Raw genomic sequence first — 17,383 nt, 5'->3', positions numbered from 1 at the left:
GCGTGCCGGGGGGTGTGTTCCGGCCGGGCGGCTCAGGCGCTGGCGCTGAGCGCCGGTGCGGCGACGGCCTCGCGGCAGGCCCCGAGGTAGCGCCTGAGCACCAGGCGGGCGATCTCGGGGGCGGCGCCGAGGACCTCGGCGAGGACGTCCGCCTCCGCCTCGGCCGCGGCGTCCACGATCCGGTCCGGCAGCAGACCCGGGGCGAGCAGGTAGGGCGCGACGGCCACCCGGCGGGCCCCGGCCGCCCGCAGCGCGGCGGCGGCGGCGGGGACGCGCGGGCCGCCGGCGGAGGCGTACGCGACCTCGACGCCGGCCCAGCCGCGGGTCCGGCGCCACTCGGCGGCCACCGCCCGGGTGGCGGCGTCGGCGGCCGGGTCGGAGGAGCCGGCCGCGGCCAGCACGACACCGGTGCGGGCGCGGACGACGGGGGAGCCGACGGCCAGCCCGGCCCCGGCGAGGCGGCGGTCCAGCGCGGCGAGCAGCAGTGGGGAGGGGACGGGGAGCGGCCCGGTCGCCTGCGCCGCGTCCGCGACGCGCGGTCGCGCCGGGCCCAGCACGTTCGCGACCGGCAGGTCGGCGCCGGCGGCGCGCAGGGCGGCGGGGATGTCGTGCTTGGCGTGGAAGGCCCGGTTCAGCAGCAGCGGAACGGCCACGGCCGCCGGCAGCCGGCCGGCCACCTGCGGGATCCGCGGCGCGCAGTGGTCCAGGTACGCGGTGGCGACCTCCAGCCCGGGGCGCAGCGCCCGGACCTGCTCGACCACCCCCGCCACGGTCGCGGCGTGGCGGGGGTCGCGGCTGCCGTGGGCGATCAGCAGGAGCGGTCGATCCGGTGCAGACATGATCACAGGAACCTCGATGGTCAGCGGGCCGTGCCCACCAGGCCCCGGTTGCGCAGCACCCGGCGCTCCAGCGGGGCGAAGAGCAGGAGGTCGATGGCGATGCCGACGAACAGGACGAGGATGATGCCGAGGAGGACGCCGGACATGCTGGCCGACTCCCGCTGGTTCTCCAGGAACCGGCCCAGGCCCAGGCCCAGGTCGGGGGAGGACGCGACGAGTTCGGCGGCCATCAGCGAGCGCCAGGAGAACGCCCAGCCCTGCTTGAGGCCGGCCAGGTAACCGGGGAGGGCGGCCGGCAGCAGGATGTGGCGGGCGTTCGACAGGCCGGTGGCGCCCAGGGTGCGGCCGGCCCGGAGGAACAGCGGCGGCACCTGGTCGATGCCGGCCACCAGGCCGTTGGCGATGGAAGGGACGGCGCCGAGCAGGATGACGGCGTACATCATCGAGTCGTTGATGCCGAGCCAGATGACGGCGGCGGGCACCCAGGCGACCGAGGGCAGCGACTGCAGGCCGGAGAGCACCGGCCCGAGCGCGGCCCGGACCGGCTTGACCCGGGCGACCAGCAGACCGATCGGGGTGCCGATCACGACCGCGATCAGGAAGCCGGAGATACCGCGCCAGACGCTCGTCCAGATGATGCTGAACAGCGTCCCGGCCTCCCAGAGCTCGACCAGCGAGCGCCAGACGTCGGCCGGGCTGGGCAGCTTGTAGGAGGAGGTCAGTTCGAGGCTGTAGGCGCCCTGCCAGAGCGCCAGCACGAGCAGCAGCCCGAGCAGCGGCGGCAGCGCCTTCGTCCGCAGGATCTCGCCGAGCGGCACGCGCCGCACCTGGACGGCGTCCAGCGCGTCCAGGCCGGCGCCGACGTCGGCGATGTCCGCCGGCCGGTCCTTGGCCAGGGTGGTGGTGCTGTCAGTGCTGGCCATGGCGGCGGATCTCCCCACGCAGTTCTTCGGTGATCTCGATGGACAGGTCGGCGACGCCGGCGGACTCGATCCGGCGCGGCTGCGGCAGGTCGATCCGCCACTCGCGGGCGACCCGGCCGGGGCGCGAGGAGAGCAGCACCACGCGCTGGGCGAGCCGGACGGCCTCCCGCACGTTGTGCGTGACGAACAGGACGGAGAGCTTGTGCTCGGCCCAGATCCGGGTGATCTCGTCGTGCAGCACGTCCCGGGTGATGGCGTCGAGCGCGGCGAACGGCTCGTCCATCAGCAGGACCGAGGCGCCCTGGGCGAGCGCGCGGGCCAGTGCGACGCGCTGGCGCATGCCGCCGGAGAGCTCGTGCACGCGCTTGCCGTAGGAGCCGCCCAGCCGGACGAGTTCGAGCAGCCGCTCGGCCTCGGGGCGGCGCTCGGGGCGGGGCACGCCGGCGAGCTTGAGCGCGAGTTCGATGTTCTTGCCGGCGGTGAGCCAGGGGAACAGCGCGTGCTCCTGGAACATCAGCGCGGGGCGTCCGCCGGTCACCTCGATCGAGCCCGCGGTGGGCTTGTCGAGGCCGGCGACCAGGTTGAGCAGGGTGGACTTTCCGCAGCCCGAGGCGCCGAGCAGCGTGACGAACTCGCCGGGCGCGACATCGAGCGTGATGTCGTCCAGGACGTGCGTGGCGGCACCCGGGCGGCCGAAGGACTTGTGCACGTGCGAGATCCGGACGGCGGGCGAGCCGCCGCGGGTGTCGACGCCGACGGCGTCGTCCGAGGTGGTCAGTGCCGGGGTCATCCGGGCACCTCCTGCATCTGGGGGCAGCTCCCGGCCGGGGGCCGGGGGCGGTCATGGGCCCCTCCTGCCGGTCGGCGGGCGAGGAGGGCGGGTGGCGAAGGAATCGGGGCCGGGGTCCGGCCCCGCCCGTCCCGTGTGCTCTGGGGGCATCGATCGGGCATCGACCGGGCGGGCGGGGAACCGGACCTCGGGGCTTGGGTGCGGCGGGGCTTCCGTGCGCCGTGGGTGGCGCGGGTGCCGCGCGGTGCTACTTGGCGCCGAGCCCGGCGTCCGCCACGGGAGCCTGGCCCTTCTCCTTGAGCACCTTGTTGAGCAGCGTCAGGTCGTAGATCCCGGCCAGGTTCGGCTTCTTGAGCAGGCCGGCGGTGACGGCGTGGTCGGCCTCGGCCTGCAGGGTGCCGGCCAGCGGGTCGTCCAGGAAGTCGATGTCGGCCCAGGCCGGGTCGAGGATCTCGGCCGGCAGGGCGTTGCCGGCCTCCTTCTTGATGGCGGCGTTGGCGTCGGCCTTGGCCTTGTCGGAGTTGGCCTTGATGAAGGTGTTGGTGTTCACCGAGCCGCGCAGCACGGCCTCCACCACGTCGGCGTGCTCCTTGAGGAACTTCTGCGAGACGATGATGTTGGTGATCACGAACTTCTTGTCCGGCCAGACGTCCTTCTCGTTGAGCAGGACCTTCGCACCGAGGGTGACCAGCTTGGACGCGGTCGGCTCGGGCACCCAGGCGCCGTCGATCGAGCCGGAGCTGTAGGCGTCCGGGGTGACCTTGTTGTCGCTCCGCACCACCGAGACGTCGCCGGCGCCGGTGTCGGGGTTGACCTTCAGCCCCTTGCCCGCCAGGTAGTTGAGCAGCGCCACGTCCTGGGTGTTGCCGCGCTGCGGGGTGGCGATCTTCTTGCCCTTGAGGTCGTCCAGGCTCTGGATCTTCTCGGGGTTGACCACCAGCTTGACGCCGCCGGAGGCCGAACCGCTGATGATCTTCAGCGACTCGCCGTTGGACTGGCTGTAGCCGTTGATCGCGGGGGAGGGGCCGATCCAGCCGATGTCGATGGAGCCGGCGTTCAGCGCCTCGATCTCGGCCGGACCCGCGTTGAAGACCTGGGTCTTGATCTGGGTGGTCCCGAGCTCCTTCTGGAAGAGGCCCTCCTGGAGCCCGACCAGCGGGGTGCCGTGGGTCAGGTTGGCGAAGTAGCCGATCTTGACCGTGTCGGCGGAGAGCTTCACGCCGGAGGCGGAACCGCCGGCGGCGGCGGCCGCGGCGGGCTTGTCGTCCTCGCTCTTCGAGCCGTAGCCGCAGGCGGAGAGCAGCGCCACCGCGGTGAGGCCGGCGACGGCGGCCGCGGCGGAGCGTCTGATCCGGCCGGCGGCCGGGTGTGTCGGCCGATCGGGGAGGGTGGCGGGCGCGAGTGCGTGGTTCGGTGCCATGGGCGAAGTCCTGTTCACGGGCGGACCGTCGCGGGGACGGTCCCGGGCGGGAAGGGGCGGGTCGTGCTCGCGGCATCGGGGGATGCCGGGCAAGCCGGGTCGGTGCGCCGCACCAGCTGTGGGGTGGGACAGCGGCCGGCCCGGTGACAGGGCTCCGGTCAGCCCTGTCGGCCCGCACATCGGGTCAGGCCGCCCTGGCCGCTGCCGAGGACGCCGCTGCCGATGCGGCCGCCTTCCTTGTCCATGCCCGAGAACGCCTCGCGGGGCATCAGACCCAGTCCTCCTCGTCGGGTGCGCCGGACGCGTCGGGGCGCACGGTGTCGAAGGCCTCGCCCGCCATGCCGGCGGTGAGGGTGGTGCCGTCGGCCGGGTCGATCAGCAGGAACGAACCGGTCCGGCGGTTCACGCGGTAGTCGTCGAGGGCCAGCGGCTCGGCGGTGCGCAGCACCACGTGGCCGATGTCGTTGACCTCCAGCCCCTGGGCGCCGGAGCGCTGTTCGAGGCTGTCGATGTCGATGCGGTAGGAGATCGCCTTGACCAGCGCGCGCACGGTGCGGGTGGTGTGCTTGAGCAGCACCTTGTCACCGGCGCGCAGCGGGCGCTCACTGAGGTGGCTGACGGTGGCCTCGATGTCCTTGGTGGGCACCGGGACCGGGCCGGCCGCGATCAGGTCGCCGCGGGAGACGTCGATGTCGTCGGCGAGGCGGACGGTCACCGACTGGGGGGCCCAGGCGAGGTCGGTCTCCGCGCCGAGCGCGTCGATGCCGGCGACGGTGGTGGTGTGGCCCGAGGGCAGCACCGTCACCGGGTCGCCGACCCGCAGCACGCCGGAGGCCAACTGGCCCGCGTAGCCGCGGTAGTCGGGGTGCTCGTCGCTCTGCGGGCGGATCACGTACTGGACCGGGAAGCGGGCCGGCTCGACGCTCGGGTCGCTGCCGACCGGCACCGTCTCCAGGTGCTCCAGCAGGGTCGGGCCGCCGTACCAGTCCATGTGGGCGGACGGCTCGACCACGTTGTCCCCGGCGAGGGCGGAGATCGGGACCGCGACCACGTCCCGGACGCCGAGCGAGGCGGCGTAGGCGGTGAACTCCTCGGCGATGGCGGCGAAGACGGGCTCCGCGTACTCGACGAGGTCCATCTTGTTGACGGCCAGCACCACGTGCGGCACCCGCAGCAGCGCGGCGACGGCGGCGTGCCGGCGGGTCTGCTCGACCACGCCGTTGCGGGCGTCCACCAGGACGACGGCGAGTTCGGCGGTGGAGGCGCCGGTCACCATGTTGCGGGTGTACTGCACGTGCCCGGGGGTGTCGGCGAGGATGAACCGCCGGCGGGGGGTGGCGAAGTAGCGGTACGCGACGTCGATGGTGATGCCCTGCTCGCGCTCGGCGCGCAGGCCGTCGGTGAGCAGTGCGAGGTCGGGCGCTTCCTGGCCGCGGCTCAGGGAGGCGCGCTCGACGGCCTCCAGCTGGTCGGCGAGCACCGACTTGGAGTCGTGCAGCAGCCGGCCGACCAGGGTGGACTTGCCGTCGTCGACGGAGCCGGCGGTGGCGAAGCGCAGCAGGGCGGTGGCGCTGGTCCGGGTGGTGGTGCTCATTTAGAAGTATCCCTCGCGCTTGCGGTCTTCCATCGCGGCCTCGGAAAGCTTGTCGTCGGCCCGGGTGGCGCCGCGTTCGGTGAGGCGGCTGGCGGCGATCTCGGCGATCACGGCCCCGATGTCGGCGGCGTCGGAGTCGACGGCGCCGGTGCAGGACATGTCGCCGACCGTGCGGTAGCGGATCAGGCGCCGCTCGACCGGCTCGTGCTCCTTGGGGCCGCCCCACTCGCCCGCGGTCAGCCACATGCCGCTGCGGGAGAAGACGTCGCGCTCGTGCGCGTAGTAGATCTCCGGGAGCTCGATGCCCTCGCGCTCGATGTACTGCCAGACGTCCAGCTCGGTCCAGTTGGAGAGCGGGAAGACGCGCACGTGCTCGCCGACCGCGTGCCGGCCGTTGTACAGCGACCAGAGCTCGGGGCGCTGGCGGCGCGGGTCCCAGGCGCCGAACTCGTCGCGCAGGGAGAAGACGCGCTCCTTGGCGCGGGCCTTCTCCTCGTCGCGGCGGCCGCCGCCGAAGACGGCGTCGAAGCGGTTGCGCTCGATGGCGTCCAGCAGCGGGACGGTCTGCAGCGGATTGCGGGTGCCGTCGGGGCGCTCGCGCAGCCGGCCGTCGTCGATGAAGTCCTGGACGTGGGCGACGTGCAGGCGCAGGTTGTGCTCGGCCGCCACCCGGTCGCGGTACTCGATGACCTCGGGGAAGTTGTGGCCGGTGTCGACGTGCAGCAACGAGAACGGGACGGCGGCCGGCCAGAAGGCCTTGAGCGCCAGGTGCAGCATGACGATGGAGTCCTTGCCGCCGGAGAACAGGATCACCGGGCGCTCGAACTCCCCCGCGACCTCGCGGAAGATGTGCACCGACTCGGCCTCCAGCGCGTCCAGGTGGGACAGCGCGAAGCCGCTCTCTTCGGTGGGGACCAGGCTGTCGGTCGCGGTGGTCACGCGAGACCCCTCTCGGTCAGGAAGGCGTGGAGTTCGGCGGCGCTCTCGGCCACCTCGCGGCCCTGGGTCTGGAGCCGCAGCTCCGGGTCCACGGGGGCCTCGTACGGGTCGTCGACGCCGGTCAGGCCGGAGAGCTCGCCGGCCGCCTGCTTGGCGTACAGGCCCTTGACGTCGCGCTCGGCGCAGAGCTCGACGGGGGTGGCGACGTGGATCTCCAGGAAGCCGGTGCCGTGGGCGGCGTGCCGCTCGCGGACCGCCGCCCGGGAGTCCGCGTAGGGGGCGATCACCGGGGCGAGCACCTTGACGCCGTTGGCGGCGAGCTTCTCGGCGACGAAGCCGATCCGGGTGACGTTGGTGTGCCGGTCCTCCCGGGTGAAGCCGAGGCCCTTGGAGAGGAACTCGCGGATCTCGTCGCCGTCCAGGACCTCGACCTTGTGGCCCTCGGCCCGCAGCCGCTCGGCCAGGGCGAAGGCGAGCGTGGTCTTGCCCGCACTCGGGAGCCCGGTCAGCCACACGGTGGCGCCGCGCTCGCAGGGGGCGGCCGCGGGGGCCGCCTCCGCGGCTCCGTCGGCGGCCAGGGTGGTGGCTGTGCTCACGGTGGGTTCTCCAGACGGGTAGTGACGGTGGATCGGTGGTGGGGCGGTGGCTCGCTCAGAGGTGGATGCCGCACTCGGTCTTGCCGGAGCCGGACCAGCGGCCGGCCCTGGCGTCCTCGCCCTCCTCGGGCTTGCGGGTGCACGACAGCGGCGAGCAGCCGACCGACGTGTAGCCCTCCCACAGCAGCGGGTTGAGCAGGACGCCGTTGGCGTTGACGTAGGCGTCCACGTCCTCCTGCGTCCAGCGGGCGATCGGGGCGATCTTGACCTTGCGGCGCTTGGCGTCCCAGGCGACCACCGGGGTGCCGGCCCGGGTGGGCGACTCGTCGCGGCGCAGCCCGGTGGCCCAGGCGTCGTAGCCGCCGAGGCCGCGGTTCAGCGGCTCGACCTTGCGCAGCGAGCAGCAGAGGTCCGGGTCGCGGTCGTGCAGGGCGGGCCCGTACTGGGCGTCCTGCTCGGCGACCGTCTGCAGCGGCTTGAGGGTGATGAGGTTGACCGGCATCACCGCGGCCACCGCGTCCCTGGTCCCGATGGTCTCGGGGAAGTGGTAGCCGGTGTCCAGGAAGACCACGTCCACGCCGGGGAGGACCGAGGAGGCGAGGTGGGCGACGACCGCGTCCTCCATCGAGGAGGTGACGCAGAACCGCGCGCCGAAGGTGTCGGCGGCCCAGGCCAGGATCTCCTGGGGGGTCGCCTCCTCCAGCTCGCGGCCGGCGGCGGTCGCGATCGCCTCGTAGTCAGTCGTCGTGCCGGTCATGTGACGTACCCCCGTCGGTCGCCGTGGTCCTGTCGGGTGCCGAGAGCAGGCCGAGGAACTTCAACTGGAAGGCCCGGCGGCAGCCGTGGCACTCCCAGGCGCCGTGCCCGGCCTCGGAGGGGCGCAGGTCCTCGTCGCCGCAGTACGGGCAGAAGAACGGTGCCGCCCGCTCACTCATTGCCCACCTCGCTGCGCTCGGCGTCCGCTTCGCGAGACACGCCCCTGCCCCATGATTCGCTCGCTGCGCTCACTCATGACAGCTGCTCCTCGCTGGCGCGGGCGGCCCACTGGGCGAAGCGCTCGCCTTCGGCGCGGTCGGCCTGGTAGCGCGTCAGCACCCGCTCGACGTAGTCCGGCAGGCCGTCCTTGGTGACCTTGAGGCCGCGGACCTTGCGGCCGAAGCCGGCCTCCAGGCCGAGCGCGCCGCCCAGGTGCACCTGGTAGCCCTCGACCTGCCGGCCGTCGGTGTCGGTCACCAGCTGGCCCTTGAGGCCGATGTCCGCGACCTGGATGCGGGCGCAGGCGTTCGGGCAGCCGTTGATGTTGATGGTCAGCGGCTCCTCGAAGTCCGGCAGGCGCTTCTCCAGCTCGTCGATGAGCGTGCGGCCGCGCTCCTTGGTCTCGACGATGGCGAGCTTGCAGTACTCGATGCCGGTGCAGGCCATGGTGCCGCGGCGGAAGGGCGAGGGGGTGACCCGCAGGTCCAGCGCCTCCAGGCCGGCCACCAGCGACTCGACCCGGTCCTCGGCGATGTCGAGGACGAGCATCTTCTGCTCGGCGGTGGTGCGCAGCCGGTCGCTGCCGTGGGCGGCGGCGAGGTCGGCGATCCGCCCGAGCAGGGCGCCGTCGACCCGGCCGACCCGCGGCGCGAAGCCGACGTAGTAGTTGCCGTCCTTCTGCCGGTGCACGCCGACGTGGTCGCGCCAGCGGCCGGCGGGCTCCTTCGGTGCGGGGCCGTCCACCAGCTGGTACTTGAGGTACTCGTCCTCCAGGACCTGGCGGAACTTCTGCACGCCCCAGTCGGCGACCAGGAACTTCAGCCGGGCGCGGTTGCGCAGCCGGCGGTAGCCGTAGTCGCGGAAGATGCCGATGACGCCGCCGTAGACGTCCGCGACCTCGTCGAGCGGGACCCAGGCGCCCAGGCGGACGCCGAGCTTGGGGTTGGTGGAGAGGCCGCCGCCGACCCAGAGGTCGAAGCCGGGGCCGTGTTCGGGGTGCTCGACGCCGACGAAGGCGACGTCGTTGATCTCGTGCGCGACGTCCAGCAGCGGGGAGCCGGAGACGGCGGACTTGAACTTGCGCGGCAGGTTGGAGAAGTCCTTGTTGCCGATGAAGCGGCGCTGGATCTCCTCGATGGCGGAGGTGCCGTCGATGATCTCGTCCTCGGCGATGCCGGCCACCGGGGAGCCGAGGATGACGCGCGGGGTGTCGCCGCAGGCCTCGGTGGTGGACAGGCCGACGGCCTCCAGCTTCTGCCAGATCGCGGGGACGTCCTCGATCCGGATCCAGTGGTACTGGACGTTCTGCCGGTCGGTCAGGTCGGCGGTGTTCCGGCCGTAGAGCTCGGAGACCTCGGCGATCGCCTTGAGCTGGGCGACGGTCAGCCGGCCGCCGTCGATGCGGACGCGGAGCATGAAGTACTCGGCGTCCAGCTCGTGCGGGTCCAGGATCGCGGTCTTGCCGCCGTCGATGCCTTCCTTGCGCTGGGTGTAGAGGCCCCACCAGCGCATCCGGCCGCGCAGGTCGGCGGGGTCGATCGAGTCGAAGCCGCGCTGCGAGTAGATCGTCTCAATACGTGTCCGCACATTGAGACCGTCGTCGTCCTTCTTGAACTGCTCGTTGGCGTTCAGAGGAGTGAAGTGGCCCATGCCCCACTGGCCCTCACCGCGGTGGCGGGTCACCTTGCGAGGCGCGGCGGGGCGGCGTGCCTCGGCGCGATCGGCCGTCGGCTCGGCGGTCTCGGGGGTGGTGGCCATGGTGAAGTCCTTCGGGGCAGGTGGCTCTGACGCCGGATCGGTCGCTGGGCGTGCTCGGCCGGGCGCTGCTGCTGTGACCTGCGGGTTTCTCAAGGCCGGGAGAGCAGTGACCGTGGCCGGGCGGGCGCCTGCGCATCCGCGTCGGCGGGGATGGCGGGGTGGTGGCGCCGGGTGCGGTGGGTGGCGGCGGGGTGGGGCTCAGATCACCGGACAGATGGCGCTGGACACGCGAAGGAGATCGACGTGGAGTCGACCTACTAGGGTGGTTCCGGCGCTAGGCATGGCAAGAGATTCGCACGGAGCACGACGCGAGGTCCACTAACGTCCGAATGATGGACGCAAAGGTTTCGCATACCGAGATGCCGAGACGTTCCCGCCGCTCCCCGGATCGGACCCCCGTCGAACGGCCCGCGACACGGGAGATCAACGGACCTGCCCCGGCCCGATACCGTTAGCCCTGTGCAAGCAGCAGGCGAAACGACGAGACCGAACCCGGAGCGGCCCTCCCGTCGTCGGGGCAAGGGCTCCCGACGGGCGGCCAAGGCCACCTGGCGCACGACGGCCTGGGCGCTGGTCAGGGACACCACCAACACCTGCGTCGAGTACCGGGTCACCGGGCTCGCGGCGGAGGCGGCGTTCTTCACCCTGCTGTCCATCCCGCCGCTGCTGCTCTGCCTGGCCGGCACCCTCGGCTACCTGGACGACCTCCTCGGCGCGGGCACGATCGACAAGCTGAAGCAGGACATCCTCAAGGCCTCCGGGACGGTCCTCTCGGACTCGTCCATCCAGGACGTGGTGATCCCGCTGCTGGACGAGGTCTTCAAGCACACCCGCCCGGACCTGGTCTCGATCGGCTTCCTGCTCTCGCTCTGGTCCGGGTCCCGGGCGCTGTACATCTTCATCGACACCATCACCGTGATGTACGGGCTCGACGGGAAGCGCGGCATCGTCAAGACCCGGCTGATGTCGCTCGGCCTCTACCTCGGCGCCCTGGTGATCGGCTCCCTGGTCCTGCCGCTGCTGCTGGTCGGGCCCGGGCTGGTCCAGAACACCGTCCAGGACCTCGCGACCGTGGTCAACGCGCTCTACTGGCCGGTCGCGATCCTGTTGCTGATCGTCTTCCTGACCACCCTGTACCACCTGGCCGTACCCGTCTCGACGCCCTGGCGGGAGGACATCCCGGGCGCGCTGGTCGCGCTGGTGGTGCTGGTCTTCTGCAGCGTCGGACTGCGGCTGTACCTGGTCAGCTCGGTCGAGGGCCCCTCGGTGTACGGCTCGCTGGCCGCGCCGGTGGCCGTGCTGCTCTGGATCTTCGTGGTCGCGCTCGCGGTGCTGATCGGCGCCGCGATGAACGCCGCCATAGACCGCCGCTGGCCGACCCTGGAGACCGCCGACGCCCGCGCCGAGAACGAGCGCGCGCAGGAGGAGGCCGCCGCCGCCGTGGTCCGCGAGGTGGCCGCCCGGCGCGCCGCCGAGCGCGCCCGGCGGGCGCGCGAGCTCGGCCTCGCCGAGGGGGCCGAGGAGGAGTACGCCGAGGAGGGGGATGACGTCGACGTGCCCTCCGAGTACCCCGAGCGCTGGGCCGACGTGCTCGCCGCCGACAACGTCCGGGCCCGGCTCACCAGCCGGAGCGGTCCGCACCACCGGCCGACCCCGCCCCCGCCGGACAGCGACCGGCCGACCGCGCCGCCGCCCGAGCGCACGCTGCCCAGCCACCCGCCGCGGCCGCCGTGGGAACAGCGCTGACGCGCCGCGGCGCCGGGCGGTCGGCGCGGCGCCGGCCGTCGGCGACCGGGTCGTCGGCGACCGGATCGGCGCAGGTGAAAAACCGGTTGGCAGCGCCGGAGACGGCCGCTACGGTGTGACCAGTTCGGTTTGAGGGGACCGCTGTACCGGTCCACGGAGAAGAGAAGCGAGGTGAGCCTTGTGACCGTCTTTGCCGTCACGGCTGCCCTGGGCAGCGCTCGCACCCACCACCTCTCCCTCCCGGCCGTCGGCTGACGCCGCCTTCGCGCGCGCAGCCGTAGCCCGGCGGGATCACTTTCCTCCCGAAGGGCCCACTGCGTTGTTCAACGCTGCCTCCGTTTCGTCCCTCCTCTCCTCCGATTCCGACTCCTGTGACTTCCCGCTGGCCGACTACGGCTGGACGGCCGAGTCCGAGGAGCTCTTCGCCCCGCTCGCCGAGGCCGGGCTGACGCCCGCCCGGATCGTCCGGGTGGACCGCGGCCAGTGCGACGTCGTCCTGGCCGACCCATCGACCGGCGAGCCGCGCACCGTCCGGGCCGACACCCGGTCGGTCGGCGACGTCGACATGATCAACTGCCCCTGCACCGGCGACTGGGCGGCCGTGGACCTCGCGGCCCAGCCCATGCCGGCCGTCGCGGCGCTGCTGCCGCGCTCCACCGCGATCATCCGCAAGGTGGCCGGCAAGCGTTCGGACGGCCAGGTGCTGGCGGCCAACGTCGACACCGTCCTGATCGCCGCCTCGCTCGCCGCCGAGCCCGACCTGGGCCGGATCGAGCGCTTCCTGGCCCTGGCCTGGGAGTCCGGCGCCGATCCGGTGGTCGTCCTCACCAAGGCCGACCTGGTGGACGACGCCGACTTCATCCGGGCCGACGTCGAGGCCATCGCCCCCGGCGTCACGGTGCTGGTGGTCAGCGCCGAGACCGGCGAGGGGGTGGACGTGCTGCGCGCCTGCACGCCCGGCACCACCGCCGTGATCGGCCAGTCCGGCGTCGGCAAGTCCACGCTCACCAACGTGCTGGCCGGTGCCGAGGTGATGACCGTTCAGCAGGCCCGGGCGGTCGACCAGAAGGGCCGTCACACCACGACCACCCGTGAGCTGATCCCGCTGCCCGGCGGCGGGGTGCTGATCGACACGCCCGGCCTGCGCGAGGTCGGCCTCTACGGCGGCGAGGGCGTGGCGATGGCCTTCTCCGACATCGAGGAGCTGGCCGAGGGCTGCCGCTTCCATGACTGCGGCCACCACACCGAGCCCGGCTGCGCGGTGCGGGCCGCGCTGGAGGACGGCACGCTCCCGCAGCGGCGGATGGACAGCTACCTCAAGCTCCAGCGCGAGAGCGAGTGGATCGCCTCCCGTTCGGACGCCCGGCTGGCCTCGGCCCGGCTGAAGAAGTGGAAGACCATCACCAAGTCGGTGCGCGCCCGGGGCGTCGTCAAGCGGTGACGGCGGACCGGCGGGGCGGCGGGTGCGCTGCGGCGGCCCGTCGCCCCGCGGGCCCGGCGGGCGTTCGAGGCACTCGACCGGACGGCGCGCTACCGGCTCGTCCTCCCGCTGCTCCAGGCGCTCACCCCGCTGGCCCGGCGGGACCGGCTCGACCGGGCGCTGCAGCGGCTGACGGGCGACGGCGGCCCGGCGGCGTAGCGGTCGGCGGCCGGTGCGGCGCGACGCCGAGCGGGCGGCGTCGGCGGCCGGTCGGAGCTCCGTCAGCGCAGGAGGTCGGCCACCACGCGGAACCGCTCCAGCACGACGGGAGTGGAGTCGTCGACGGTGAAGCCGGGATCGCCCAGCGCCGCCCGCAGCTCCTCGCTGTGCCAGAAGTCCTCGTGGCCCGCGCGCCACGCGGCCACCGTGGTGAAGCCCTCGCCCTCGTCCACGGCGTGCCGCAGGTCGACCTCCGCGAGCGGGACGACCCGGACGTCCGTGGTCTCGGTCACCGCCACCGCCCGGCCGTCCGAGTCGATCACCGCCGAGCGGACGCCCACCCTCGGCAGCGGTTCGTCCTCGTGCTCGTACTCGGCGAGCAGGCCGGTGGTGCTGGTCTTGGCGCCGCTGACGACGGCCGCGACCAGCCGGTCGCGCAGCGGCCCGGGGAAGGCGAACTGCTCCACCCGTAGCGCGGTGACCCGGGGATCGTCCGGGCCGGTGTACGGCTGCTCGGTCACGGGAGGCTCCTAGTCGCGGGGAGAATGGGTCAGTCGGTCGGGCGGATCGGGTGCCCGGCCCGGCCAGGGTAGCCGCGGGCCCGGCCGCACGGCTCGTGGTTTTCCCGGCGCGGGCGAGCGGTCGGAAGCCGCTTCGGCGGACCCGCACGCCCATGTCCGATTCCCGCCAGTCCCACCCCGCCGAGTGCCGCAGACTGGACAGCGTGATTGACGACGACATCCGGTACCGAGCCGTGGACAGCAGGGACTCCCGCTTCGACGGCGTCTTCTTCACGGCCGTCACCTCGACCGGCATCTACTGCCGGCCGAGCTGCCCCGCCGTGACCCCCAAGCGCGTCAACTGCACCTTCTACCCCAGCGCCGCCGCCGCCCAGGGCGCGGGCTTCCGCGCCTGCCGGCGCTGCCGCCCCGACGCGGTGCCCGGCTCGCCCGAGTGGAACCACCGCGCCGACCTGGTCGGCCGGGCGATGCGGCTGATCGGCGACGGCATCGTGGACCGCGAGGGCGTCGCCGGTCTGGCCCACCGCCTCGGCTACAGCTCCCGCCAGCTCCAGCGCCAGCTCACCGCCGAACTCGGCGCCGGGCCGATCGCGCTGGCCAGGGCCCGCCGCGCCCAGACCGCCCGGCTGCTGCTGCAGACCACCGAGCTGCCGGTCACCGAGATCGCCTTCGCGGCCGGGTTCGCCTCCGTCCGGCAGTTCAACGACACCGTCCGCGAGGTCTACGACCGCACCCCCAGCGGGCTGCGCGCCGAGGTCACGGCGGGGCGGCGCACCGCGACCCCGGCCGGCGGGCTCACCCTGCGGCTGGCCTACCGGGGCGCGCTGGACAGCGACCACCTGATCGGCTTCCTGGCCCTGCGCGCCGTGCCCGGGGTGGAGGAGGTGGTCACCGGCACGCGCCCGGGCCTGCGCACCTACCGCCGCACCCTCACGCTTCCGTACGGCCACGGCATCGCCGAGGTGGACGGGCTGGCGGCCGACGAACCCCGGACCCGCGGCTGGCTGGACTGCCGCCTCTTCCTGACCGACCTGCGGGACCTGCCGACCGCCGTCCAGCGGCTGCGGATCCTGTTCGACCTGGACGCCGACCCGGACGCGGTGGACGGCCGGCTCGGCACCGACCCGGTGCTCGGCGCGCTGGTCCGCGCCCGCCCCGGGCTGCGTTCGCCCGGTCACGTCGACCCGCACGAGCTGGCGGTCCGCGCCGTCCTCGGCCAGCAGATCACCGTCGGCGCGGCCCGCACCCTGGCCGGGCGGCTCGCCGAGAAGTACGGCGCCGTCCTTCCTGAGCCGAACGGCGGGCTGCGGCTGCTCTTCCCGACCGCCGCCGCCCTGGCGGTGGCCGACCCCGAGGACTTCGCGATGCCGGCGGCCCGCCGCCGGGCGCTCACCGGTCTCTGCGCGGCGCTGGCCGAGGGCGTCGTCCGGCTGGACGGCGGCGTCGACCGGGAGGAGGCGGCGGCGCAGCTGCTCGCCCTCCCCGGCATCGGCCCCTGGACCGTCGGCTACCTGCGGATGCGGGCCCTCGCCGACCCGGACGTCTTCCTGCCGAGCGACGTCGGCGTGCGCCACGGCCTCGTCCGGCTCGGCGCCCCCGGCGACCCGAGATCCGCCGACCGCGCCGCCGAGGCCTGGGCCCCCTGGCGCTCCTACGCCGTCCACCGCCTCTGGGCGGGCGCCGCGAGTGACCTCAGCACTGGAACGGAGAACACCCGAGCATGAGCACCACCGTCTTCACCTTCATGGAGAGCCCGTTCGGCCGGCTGCTGCTCAGCGGCGTCCTGCCGACGGACGGCGGACCGGCCGCGCTGTCCACCGTCACCGTCCCCGGCCAGAAGTACGCGCTGGCCGAGCCCGCCGACCACTGGGTCCACGACCCGGACGCGCTGGTCGAGCCGGTCGCCCAGCTCACCGCCTACTTCGCCGGTGAGCGCACCGCCTTCGACCTCCCGCTGGCCCCGGTCGGGACCGACTTCCGCCGGAGCGTCTGGGCGGCGCTGGACGGCATCCCGTACGGCGAGACGGTCACCTACGGCCGGCTCGCCGAGCTGGCCGGTGCCTCGCCGAACGCCGTCCGCGCGGTGGGCGGCGCCGTGGGGGCCAACCCGCTGCTGATCGTCCGGCCCTGCCACCGCGTGATCGGGGCCAGCGGCTCCCTCACCGGCTTCGCCGCCGGGGTGGACCGCAAGCGCTGGCTGCTGGAGCTGGAGGGCGGCACGCTGTTCTGAGCCTGGCGGGGACCGTGCCCGGCGCGGTCCCCGCCGGGCCCGGTCCGTCAGGAGGACCGCTCCGGTCTTTCAGGAGGACCGCTCCGGTCCGTCAGGAGGACGCCAGGACGTGGCGGTCACGGCTCGCGCCGAAGGCCGCGACGGTCTGGGCGACGAGCACGGCGAGCAGCGCGGCGACCGGCAGCGACCATCCCCCGCTCGCGGAGTGCAGCAGGCCGAGACCGAGCGGGCCCAGGCAGGCGACGAGGTAGCCGATCCCCTGGGCCATGGTCGAGAGCCGGCCGGTGTGGTGCGCGTCGGGCGAGCGGGCGACGATGTAGCCGAGGGCGAGACCGATGGCGAGGCCCTGGCCCAGCCCGAGCGCGGTCATCCAGAGGTAGGCGCCCGACACGGGGGAGGTGAGCAGGCCGACGAAGCCGGTGGCGCACAGCAGGGACGCCGCCAGGGGCGGGATGAAGGCCGGGCGCAGGCGGTGCTGCAGCCAGGGGGCCGCGAAGGACGCGGCCATCCCGGGGAAGCTGGAGAAGGAGAGCATCCATCCGGCCTGGCTGTCGCTCATGCCGTGGTCCCGCAGGAGCGTCGGCAGCCAGGAGAGGATCGCGTAGTAGCCGAGGGACTGCAGACCCATGTACAGGGTCACCGCCCAGGCGGTCCGGTCGCGCCACAGCGACCCGCGTGCGGCGGTATCGGCTCCTCCCCGCTGCACCGGCTCCGGTCGCCGGCGGTTCGCGGAACGCCGGTCCGGCGCGAGCAGTTCGGGAAGCCAGGCGAGAGCGGCCAGGAGGGCGGGGACCGCCCACAGCGCGAGCACCGGCCGCCAGCCCCAGCCGGTGGCCGACACCAGCGGGACGACCAGGCCCGCGGCGAGCGCGGCTCCGCCGGACAGGGCCAGGGAGTAGCAGCCGAGCATCAGCCCGGCGCGGCCGGCGAAGTCGTGCTTGATGAGCTGCGGCATGAGGACGTTGCCGACCGCGATCGCCACCCCGGCGATCAGGGTCCCGCCGAACAGGGCGGGCACTCCCGGGACGGAGCGCAGCACGATGCCGCCGGCCAGCGCGAGCAGCGCGTACCAGAGCAGGTGGTGGGGGCCGAAGCGGCGGGTGAGCCGGGGCGCGAGGAACGCGAACGCCCCGAAGCAGACGACCGGCACCGTCGAGAGGGCTCCGGCGCCGAAGGACGAGAGGTGTTCGTCGTGCTCGACCTCCGCGAGGACGGGGGACAGGGACGCGACGGCGATGCGCAGGTTCAGCGCGGCCAGGCTGAACGCGAGAGCGGCTTGTACGGCGCGTGCTCCGGCCGGTCCGGGGAGGGACGGCCGCCGGGACGCCGACGGGTGGGCCGCCGGGGCCTGATGGGTCACTGGGGCCTGATGGGTCACTGGGCTGGTCATGCCGTCCACTCTCGGGCGGAGCC

The 17,383-nt window shown here is 73.6% G+C and carries 18 protein-coding genes; 5 read left to right on the top strand and 13 right to left on the bottom strand.

Annotated features, from left to right (window positions below; all coding sequences use genetic code 11):
• Positions 1-32 precede the first annotated feature (32 nt).
• From ABZ495_RS03610 to ABZ495_RS03560, 11 genes are all read right to left on the bottom strand, one after another.
• Positions 33-839: a CbiX/SirB N-terminal domain-containing protein gene (locus tag ABZ495_RS03610; protein WP_359834257.1), complete on the bottom strand. Its 807-nt coding sequence runs from the start codon at positions 837-839 to the stop codon at positions 33-35.
• 20 nt (positions 840-859) lie between these two features.
• Positions 860-1,762, bottom strand: a complete 903-nt coding sequence (locus ABZ495_RS03605) for an ABC transporter permease (RefSeq protein WP_329487152.1) — start codon at positions 1,760-1,762, stop codon at positions 860-862.
• Positions 1,749-2,552 carry an ABC transporter ATP-binding protein gene (locus ABZ495_RS03600; protein ID WP_329487151.1) on the bottom strand — a complete coding sequence of 268 codons (804 nt, stop codon included), beginning with the start codon at positions 2,550-2,552 and terminating at the stop codon, positions 1,749-1,751. The genes ABZ495_RS03605 and ABZ495_RS03600 overlap by 14 nt, the downstream gene beginning before the upstream one ends.
• Positions 2,553-2,799: 247 nt before the next feature.
• Positions 2,800-3,972, bottom strand: a complete 1,173-nt coding sequence (locus ABZ495_RS03595; protein WP_359802369.1) for an aliphatic sulfonate ABC transporter substrate-binding protein — start codon at positions 3,970-3,972, stop codon at positions 2,800-2,802.
• A gap of 268 nt (positions 3,973-4,240) precedes the next feature.
• On the bottom strand, positions 4,241-5,566 hold the full coding sequence (locus tag ABZ495_RS03590; protein WP_352290309.1) for a GTP-binding protein: 1,326 nt from the start codon (positions 5,564-5,566) through the stop codon (positions 4,241-4,243).
• Positions 5,567-6,505, bottom strand: coding sequence for a sulfate adenylyltransferase subunit CysD (cysD, locus tag ABZ495_RS03585; protein ID WP_359802366.1), 939 nt, complete (start codon positions 6,503-6,505; stop codon positions 5,567-5,569).
• Positions 6,502-7,083 (bottom strand): adenylyl-sulfate kinase, encoded by a 582-nt coding sequence (cysC, locus tag ABZ495_RS03580; RefSeq protein ID WP_329492071.1) that lies wholly within the window; start codon positions 7,081-7,083, stop codon positions 6,502-6,504. Before cysC ends, cysD begins: the two co-directional genes overlap by 4 nt.
• Positions 7,084-7,156: 73 nt before the next feature.
• On the bottom strand, positions 7,157-7,858 hold the full coding sequence (locus ABZ495_RS03575) for a phosphoadenylyl-sulfate reductase (RefSeq protein WP_359802364.1): 702 nt from the start codon (positions 7,856-7,858) through the stop codon (positions 7,157-7,159).
• Positions 7,839-8,036, bottom strand: a complete 198-nt coding sequence (locus ABZ495_RS03570; RefSeq protein ID WP_329487146.1) for a hypothetical protein — start codon at positions 8,034-8,036, stop codon at positions 7,839-7,841. The genes ABZ495_RS03575 and ABZ495_RS03570 overlap by 20 nt, the downstream gene beginning before the upstream one ends.
• Positions 8,037-8,109: 73 nt before the next feature.
• Positions 8,110-9,834 (bottom strand): nitrite/sulfite reductase, encoded by a 1,725-nt coding sequence (locus ABZ495_RS03565; protein WP_359802362.1) that lies wholly within the window; start codon positions 9,832-9,834, stop codon positions 8,110-8,112.
• Positions 9,835-10,032: 198 nt separating this feature from the next.
• Positions 10,033-10,116: a putative leader peptide gene (locus tag ABZ495_RS03560; RefSeq protein ID WP_329492070.1), complete on the bottom strand. Its 84-nt coding sequence runs from the start codon at positions 10,114-10,116 to the stop codon at positions 10,033-10,035.
• A 177-nt stretch (positions 10,117-10,293) separates the two neighbouring features.
• Here ABZ495_RS03560 and ABZ495_RS03555 point away from each other — a divergent pair, with 177 nt between their 5' ends.
• The 3 genes from ABZ495_RS03555 (at position 10,294) to ABZ495_RS03545 (ending at position 13,219) form a co-directional block, all read left to right on the top strand.
• On the top strand, positions 10,294-11,580 hold the full coding sequence (locus ABZ495_RS03555; RefSeq protein WP_359802359.1) for a YihY/virulence factor BrkB family protein: 1,287 nt from the start codon (positions 10,294-10,296) through the stop codon (positions 11,578-11,580).
• Between the two features lie 382 nt (positions 11,581-11,962).
• The gene (gene rsgA, locus ABZ495_RS03550; protein WP_359802981.1) at positions 11,963-13,021 is read left to right on the top strand and encodes a ribosome small subunit-dependent GTPase A; all 1,059 of its coding nucleotides are present in this window, start codon (positions 11,963-11,965) and stop codon (positions 13,019-13,021) included.
• A 27-nt stretch (positions 13,022-13,048) separates the two neighbouring features.
• A complete protein-coding gene (locus tag ABZ495_RS03545) occupies positions 13,049-13,219 on the top strand; it encodes a YdeI/OmpD-associated family protein (RefSeq protein ID WP_359834388.1) in 171 nt (56 codons plus the stop codon).
• A gap of 62 nt (positions 13,220-13,281) precedes the next feature.
• Here the strand turns inward: ABZ495_RS03545 and ABZ495_RS03540 are convergent, their stop codons facing one another.
• Positions 13,282-13,686 carry an ASCH domain-containing protein gene (locus tag ABZ495_RS03540; RefSeq protein ID WP_359802980.1) on the bottom strand — a complete coding sequence of 135 codons (405 nt, stop codon included), beginning with the start codon at positions 13,684-13,686 and terminating at the stop codon, positions 13,282-13,284.
• Between the two features lie 206 nt (positions 13,687-13,892).
• On the opposite strand from ABZ495_RS03540, the gene ABZ495_RS03535 reads away from it, so the two are divergent.
• Positions 13,893-15,464, top strand: coding sequence for an AlkA N-terminal domain-containing protein (locus tag ABZ495_RS03535; RefSeq protein ID WP_359802354.1), 1,572 nt, complete (start codon positions 13,893-13,895; stop codon positions 15,462-15,464).
• Positions 15,461-15,970, top strand: coding sequence for a methylated-DNA--[protein]-cysteine S-methyltransferase (locus ABZ495_RS03530; RefSeq protein WP_359802352.1), 510 nt, complete (start codon positions 15,461-15,463; stop codon positions 15,968-15,970). Before ABZ495_RS03535 ends, ABZ495_RS03530 begins: the two co-directional genes overlap by 4 nt.
• A 91-nt stretch (positions 15,971-16,061) precedes the next feature.
• Here ABZ495_RS03530 and ABZ495_RS03525 read toward each other — a convergent pair whose 3' ends face one another.
• A complete protein-coding gene (locus tag ABZ495_RS03525; protein WP_359834255.1) occupies positions 16,062-17,360 on the bottom strand; it encodes an MFS transporter in 1,299 nt (432 codons plus the stop codon).
• Between the last annotated feature and the right edge of the window lie 23 nt (positions 17,361-17,383).

The sequence above is a fragment of the Kitasatospora sp. NPDC005748 genome, assembly GCF_040630735.1.
GTDB lineage: Bacteria > Actinomycetota > Actinomycetes > Streptomycetales > Streptomycetaceae > Kitasatospora.
This window is presented reverse-complemented; position numbering and strand designations above follow the sequence as displayed.